Source organism: Mesorhizobium sp. M4A.F.Ca.ET.050.02.1.1, from assembly GCF_003997725.1.
GTDB lineage: Bacteria > Pseudomonadota > Alphaproteobacteria > Rhizobiales > Rhizobiaceae > Mesorhizobium.
Genome location: NZ_RZSG01000392.1, coordinates 1 through 5,495, shown reverse-complemented (window position 1 = coordinate 5,495; position 5,495 = coordinate 1). Strand labels below are relative to the sequence as shown.

The window sequence follows — 5,495 nt, the reverse complement described above, 5'->3', positions numbered from 1 at the left end:
AGCCCCTCGGCCTGAATGCCGAAATCCGGATCGGCAAGACCGCTGTCGGCCGTCACCGGTCCAGTCACATGCACCAGCCTGCCGTCATTGCCGGCGTCGATCTTGTCGACGCCGGCCGAGACGACGGTGCCGGCGCCTTCCGCCAGCGAGCGCGCCGTCTGCACCGCGCGGCCTTCGTTCCAGAACAGACCGATCACCATCAGCACGATCAGGATCAGGCCGAAGACCACCCCGCCGACCGCGCGCTTGATCCGTCCGAACCACGAGACGGACGTCACTTCCTGGAATGAATCGCTCATCGTTTCCCCCGCAAGACCACCGGCAACGGAGGCCCATCCATTGCCGCCATGCGAATCCTAGCCGAATCGGCCGCGCCCCGATATGGCGGCCCGGCACCTGCCCCCGTTTTTCCATCGAAGAGACCGGTTGAAAGCAGCGCGAAACGGCCCCTGAGTCGCGATCCGAGTCCACCGGATTCGATTTTGTCAAATCGCGTTTGATGTCGGATTCATCTACGGGTAGATTAGACCCGAATCAGCCGGTCCTCGGGGGGCGCGGCGACCACCCAAAGTCTCAAGTTCCGGCACTCGGCCGGCACCAGACGCGGACGGCTTCGCGTTCCCTGTAGGGATTCCGACCTGGTTGGGCGCTGACCGCGCCTTGAGTGTGTCTTCGTGACAGTGACGCGTATTTCGGGTTCGGCCGCTGGCGACACCAGCACCGGGCACATGGATCGATTCCGGCCAAAGCATAAAATGAGCAGTCCCGCCGCGCTTCTCCAATCCGAACCATCGCGCCTGGCGTCTCGCGGCGACCTCACCAGCTTTTTCATGCAGCTTGCCGCCGAGATCGGCGCCGACAGCTACATGCTCGTCGCCATCATCCACGACCAGGATCGCAGCGATGCCCGCATCGTGTCCTCCAACTGGATATTCGACGCCATCGAGCTCATCGGCAAACGGCTGATAGCCGGCCTCGCCCAAGGGCCGCTGACCGCGTCGCCCGGCAACCGCCCGAGGCCGCTGGTGGCTGCCCAAGCGCCCGATGCCGGCGCGCTGCTGAGCGGCGAGGAGGCCCGCCTGCTCGATGTGCTCGGCCACGCCGAGATCTACTCGCTGCGGCTGAATGTCGGTCGCCAGCGCCTGTTCGCGCTGTTTTCGGCCGCCGAGGTCGGCAAGATCGACCAGCCGGCACTGATGAAAGCCCAGCTGAAGTGCTGCTATGCGCTGTCCGACATCCCGCAGCTGATCGCCGCCGCCGCCATGCAGGACCCGCTGTCCGACCGCGAGCGCGAATGCCTGTTCTGGGTGTCGGAGGGCAAGACCACCGACGAGGTCGCGTTGATCCTCGGCGTCTCGTCGAACACAGTCAACAGCTACATCACCCACGCGATCCAGAAATTCGCGGCCAGCAACCGCGCGATGGCCATCGCGACGGCGATCAGGAGCGGCATCATTTGAAACAGGCACAGGTCAAGGAGGCAGCCGAGGCCCTTTTCAACGAGCAGCGCAGCCCGTTCGGCGCCTTCTCGCTCGGCTCCGAAACGCACCACGCCGTCACCATTCCGGACGCCGTGCGCCGCTGCCGCTGGATCGCCGTCGACATCAACGCCGGGGCTTTCGGCCTGTTCTTCGTCAGCCCTTCGCTGGAACGGGCCCGCCTCGTGCCAAGCTTCGATTCGGACTACCCCGGCACCTCCGTGGCCACCAAATTCATCTCCGGCGCCAATGGCGAGGAGATGGTGCGCCACACCCGCATCTCGACGGCGCCGCGCTGGTGGGTGGACGACGGCATCGCCAGCTCGCAGCAGGTCTTCCAGGATCTTGCCTGGTCCGAGAGGACGGCGCCGCTCGCGCCCGGCACCAACGGCATCGCCTTTCCCGTCCATGCCGACCGCGGCCAGTGCGGGCTGGTCATCTTCCTCGGGCCGGACATCGCCCTGCCGCAGGAGGCGCTCTACGAGATCCACGCCCGCTGCTTCTCGCTGTTTGCCGCGGTTGCCCGCATCCGTCCGACCGACACCAGCCGGATGCGCTCGATCTCCAAGCGCGAGCTCGAATGTCTGAAGCTGACCGCCAACGGCAACACCAGCGAGGAGATCGCCAAGCTGCTGAAATTGTCGGTGCACACCGCCAACCAGTACCTGACCCAGTCGACGCAGAAGCTCAACGCCGTCAACCGCAACCAGGCGGTGGCCAAGGCGCTGCGGCTCGGCCTCATCGAATAGATCGTCCCGCGAAGGCTCCGAGCACGGACCGGCCGAACCTGCGCGACCGCGAGGGCCACGGCATGCCAAACCGCGCGCGGTCCATCACCGCCGCGCTTTGCTTCCCTCAAGGCAGATTTCAGTAAGCGATCGTCTCGGTCCTGCGGATGCGCGCCTGTTCGATCACTGCTTCCAGGAGCGCGGTGTTGTGCTCGGGATTCTCGCCGGGCTTTTCGAACGACACGTAGTTGACCACGACATGGTCCTTGTCTCCGCTCAACGTCAGCTGGAAATAGACGGTCACGCCGGGTGGCCTGAGCTCGAGGTCGAGCACGATGCGCGGACTGCCGCTCCAGTCGACATGGGCTTCGCCGCCGTGACCGAGCCTGAGCGTGCCCGGCATGAAGAACAGTTCGGCCGCCGAATCCACCAGATCCGACAGGCAGGCGAAATGCTCGAGCCGGATGAAGGCGATATAGTCGGCGACGTCGATCAGCCTGAGTTCGGTGATCACCTCCTCGATGGCGTTGGCGACGATGATCTCGCGGGATTTTGCGTAAGCTTGCCGGTTCATGAGGTCAGTCTGCGCTCAGCCTTTTTCGAATAGACGATCCGCACCAGCTCGGCGACGGCCTGGTAAAATTGCGACGGGATTACGCTATCAACCGAAACTTGCTTGTACATGGAGCGCGCGAGCGCCACATCCTCAAAGATCGGGATGTTGTGCTCCCTGGCGATCTCGCGGATCTTGAGCGCCACAAGATCCTGGCCCTTGGCCAGCACCATGGGCGCGGAATCCTCCTCGCGGACGTATTTCAGCGCGATGGAATAGTGCGTCGGATTGGCGATGATCAGCGTGGCGCGCGGCACCGCTGTCATCATGCGCCGCCGCGCACGATCACGCGCCAGCGACCTCAGCCGCGACTTGACGATCGGATCACCTTCGGACTGCTTCATCTCGTCCTTGATTTCCTGCTTGCTCATGCGCAGGTCGCGCCGCCAGTGGAAGCGCGACCAGACAAAGTCGGCCACCGCGATCAGCCCCATGACGAAAACGATCGCCACCAATATGTCGACGGCGATGCTCCTGATGACGAGACCGAAGGCGACCGGGTTGGTGATCATGCCGGCAAGCAGTCTGCGGTGGTCCTCCGACAACGTGAAGCCGAGCACGACGACGGCAAAGCCGAGCTTGCCCAGCGACTTCAGGAACTCGACAAGGCCCTGCACGCCGAACATGCGGCTCCAGCCCTTGGCGATCGAGATGCGCGACAGCTGCGGCCTGACCCGCTCGCCGACGAACTGCGGCATATTCTGGAACACCGAGGCGCCGACGCCGGCCACCACCAAAAGCACGAGCAGGCTGACGACGGCGCGGCCGATCTCGAAGATGACTGTCTTGTAGAGCGCGATGACGTCGGTCTCGGTATCCATCGGCCAGGCTTCGGGCTTCTCCAGGAACATCGACAAGAACATGCCGAGATCGATGATGGCGTCCTTGGCGTAGAAGACGGTGAACACCAATATTGCGACGAAGGAGGTGAAGATCGCCGCTTCGCGCGAATGGGGCAGCTTGCCCTGTTCGACGGTGTCGCGGATCTTCTTTTCTGTCGCTTCCTCGGTTTTGGTGTCCTTGTCGACCGATTCAGCCATGGCGTGCTAACCGAGCCGCCATCAGGCCGCTTCGCTCTGCGACGAGGAAGGGAGTTCGAACGCCCCTTCACGCGACAGGCGGATCGTCGCCACCGCGATTGTCTTGCGAGCCGCCATGATGTCGGCCAGCGCGATGCCTTCGGACCCCTGCCCGAGTTCGGATTCGATCATGCGCCGCGACCTTGCGCCGATCGCCGACAACACCGATTCGGTGAGTGCCGGCGGCGCGCCGCGCAGCGCCAGCGTGACCAGTTCGGTCGACAGCCCGTCGAACAGCAGCACCCGTGCCTTCTGGGCGAGCAGCGGCAAATCGTCGAAGGCGAACAGCCGCGACCTGACGCCGTCGAGATCCGGCGTGCCGGCCTCCTCCAGATCGTGCATGACCTCTTCGAGCTGAGGCTTGTCCATTTCGTTGAGCACGCTGGCGACACGCGCCTGTCCGGCCGAGATATCCTTCGTCGCGGTTTGCGACAGCAGGCTGCTGCGCAATTGGCTTTCGACGATCTTTGCGGCCGCATCCGGAACCGTGGCCAATGTGACCATGCGTTTGATGATCTCGCTGCGGACGGGCTTCTCCATCGTCAACAGCACGTTGGCCGTTATCTGCGAGGAAAGCTTCGACAGCACCATGGCCGATGTCTGGGGGTGCTCGCCGGACAGGAAGGCGCCGAGGCGGCCGGGCTCCAGCTTCTCGAGGTCGGGCCAGATCGGCGGCGGGCCCTCGGGTGCCACCTCGAACCTCTTGTCGCCCATGATGGCGCTCATTTCCTCCGGCGACAGCGATTCGTTGAGGATGGTGTCCATCCGGTCGGCGGAATCGAGCAGGCCCGCGCCCTCGGTGAATTCGGCTTCGAATTCGGCGACGATGCGCTCGAGGTCGCTCTGCGGGATCGTGCGCAGCAGGCGCGCCCCTTCGATCAGTGCCTTCAGTTCTTCCTGCTTGAAGAATTTCAGGAGCCGGCTGGCTGAGGGCTTGCCCATCGCCACCAGAATGGCGGCTGCCTTTTGCGGGCGCGTCAGCGTGGTCAGCGTCGTCATGCTGTCTGTCCCTGCGGTCGATGGCGGTGCACGCCGGCCAAGCCTACGCGCTCTTGGTGGCGGCGATGATTTCGGTCAGCCTGATGCCGAAGCGCGACGGGTCGCTTTCGAGCACGGTGATCTCGCCGCGGGCGATCTTGCGGCCGTTGACCACCACGTCGACAGGCTCGCCGATACGCCGGTTGAGCGCCACGGTCGAACCCTTCTGCAGCGCCATCAGCTCGGACACCGGCATCTCGGTGCTGCCGAGGATGATCTGCACGTCGACCGGAATGGCCATGATGATGCTGGAATTGGCGCCGCCGGAAGCCGCCCTGTAGGCAACGTCCGGGCGCTTCTCCTCTTCCTTGAGGACGCCGCGCAGCTCCTCGATGGCGCGATCGAGCTGCTCGTCCGGCTGATCGGGTTCGGCTTCCACCTTCGTCTTTGCCATGCGTCGTCTCCAAAAAGGTCAGGCCACCCGGCGTCAGCCCGGCATCAGCCCGTCGATGAAATCCTGTCCGGCATCGTAGGGATGCCGGACGCGGACGGTGTAATTCTGGCCGAGCTTGCCGAACTCGCAGACGAACAGCGTCTTGTCGCGCGCGCTGAGCCGCGC

General features: G+C 64.3%; 6 protein-coding genes and 2 pseudogenes. 2 read left to right on the top strand and 6 right to left on the bottom strand.

The features are described 5' to 3' along the window. Positions 1–299, bottom strand: a pseudogene (locus EOA33_RS22475) (hypothetical protein); the annotation flags it as partial. A 456-nt stretch (positions 300–755) separates the two neighbouring features. On the opposite strand from EOA33_RS22475, the gene EOA33_RS22470 reads away from it, so the two are divergent. Both EOA33_RS22470 and EOA33_RS22465 read left to right on the top strand, forming a co-directional pair. Beyond that, entirely contained in the window at positions 756–1,460 is a 705-nt protein-coding gene (locus tag EOA33_RS22470; RefSeq protein WP_127406626.1) for a helix-turn-helix transcriptional regulator, read from the top strand. Then, positions 1,457–2,227, top strand: coding sequence for a helix-turn-helix transcriptional regulator (locus EOA33_RS22465; RefSeq protein ID WP_127406625.1), 771 nt, complete (start codon positions 1,457–1,459; stop codon positions 2,225–2,227). Before EOA33_RS22470 ends, EOA33_RS22465 begins: the two co-directional genes overlap by 4 nt. 118 nt (positions 2,228–2,345) lie before the next feature. Here the strand turns inward: EOA33_RS22465 and EOA33_RS22460 are convergent, their stop codons facing one another. The 5 genes and pseudogenes from EOA33_RS22460 to EOA33_RS40720 all read right to left on the bottom strand — a co-directional run. Continuing rightward, the gene (locus EOA33_RS22460; protein ID WP_127406624.1) at positions 2,346–2,780 is read right to left on the bottom strand and encodes a hypothetical protein; all 435 of its coding nucleotides are present in this window, start codon (positions 2,778–2,780) and stop codon (positions 2,346–2,348) included. Then, positions 2,777–3,859, bottom strand: coding sequence for a flagellar biosynthesis protein FlhB (gene flhB / locus EOA33_RS22455; protein WP_127406623.1), 1,083 nt, complete (start codon positions 3,857–3,859; stop codon positions 2,777–2,779). Before flhB ends, EOA33_RS22460 begins: the two co-directional genes overlap by 4 nt. Before the next feature lie 21 nt (positions 3,860–3,880). Further along, positions 3,881–4,897 carry a flagellar motor switch protein FliG gene (locus tag EOA33_RS22450; RefSeq protein ID WP_127406622.1) on the bottom strand — a complete coding sequence of 339 codons (1,017 nt, stop codon included), beginning with the start codon at positions 4,895–4,897 and terminating at the stop codon, positions 3,881–3,883. 43 nt (positions 4,898–4,940) lie between these two features. Further along, positions 4,941–5,330, bottom strand: coding sequence for a flagellar motor switch protein FliN (fliN, locus tag EOA33_RS22445; RefSeq protein WP_126058498.1), 390 nt, complete (start codon positions 5,328–5,330; stop codon positions 4,941–4,943). A 33-nt stretch (positions 5,331–5,363) separates the two neighbouring features. Further along, positions 5,364–5,495 (bottom strand): annotated as a pseudogene (locus EOA33_RS40720) (flagellar motor switch protein FliM); the annotation flags it as partial.

Coding starts and splice junctions, on each gene's coding strand:
- EOA33_RS22470 (WP_127406626.1), top strand. CDS start 756: ATGAGCAGTCCCGCCGCGCTTCTCCAATCCGAACCATCGCGCCTGGCG.
- EOA33_RS22450 (WP_127406622.1), bottom strand. CDS start 4,897: ATGACGACGCTGACCACGCTGACGCGCCCGCAAAAGGCAGCCGCCATT.
- fliN (WP_126058498.1), bottom strand. CDS start 5,330: ATGGCAAAGACGAAGGTGGAAGCCGAACCCGATCAGCCGGACGAGCAG.
- flhB (WP_127406623.1), bottom strand. CDS start 3,859: ATGGCTGAATCGGTCGACAAGGACACCAAAACCGAGGAAGCGACAGAA.
- EOA33_RS22460 (WP_127406624.1), bottom strand. CDS start 2,780: ATGAACCGGCAAGCTTACGCAAAATCCCGCGAGATCATCGTCGCCAAC.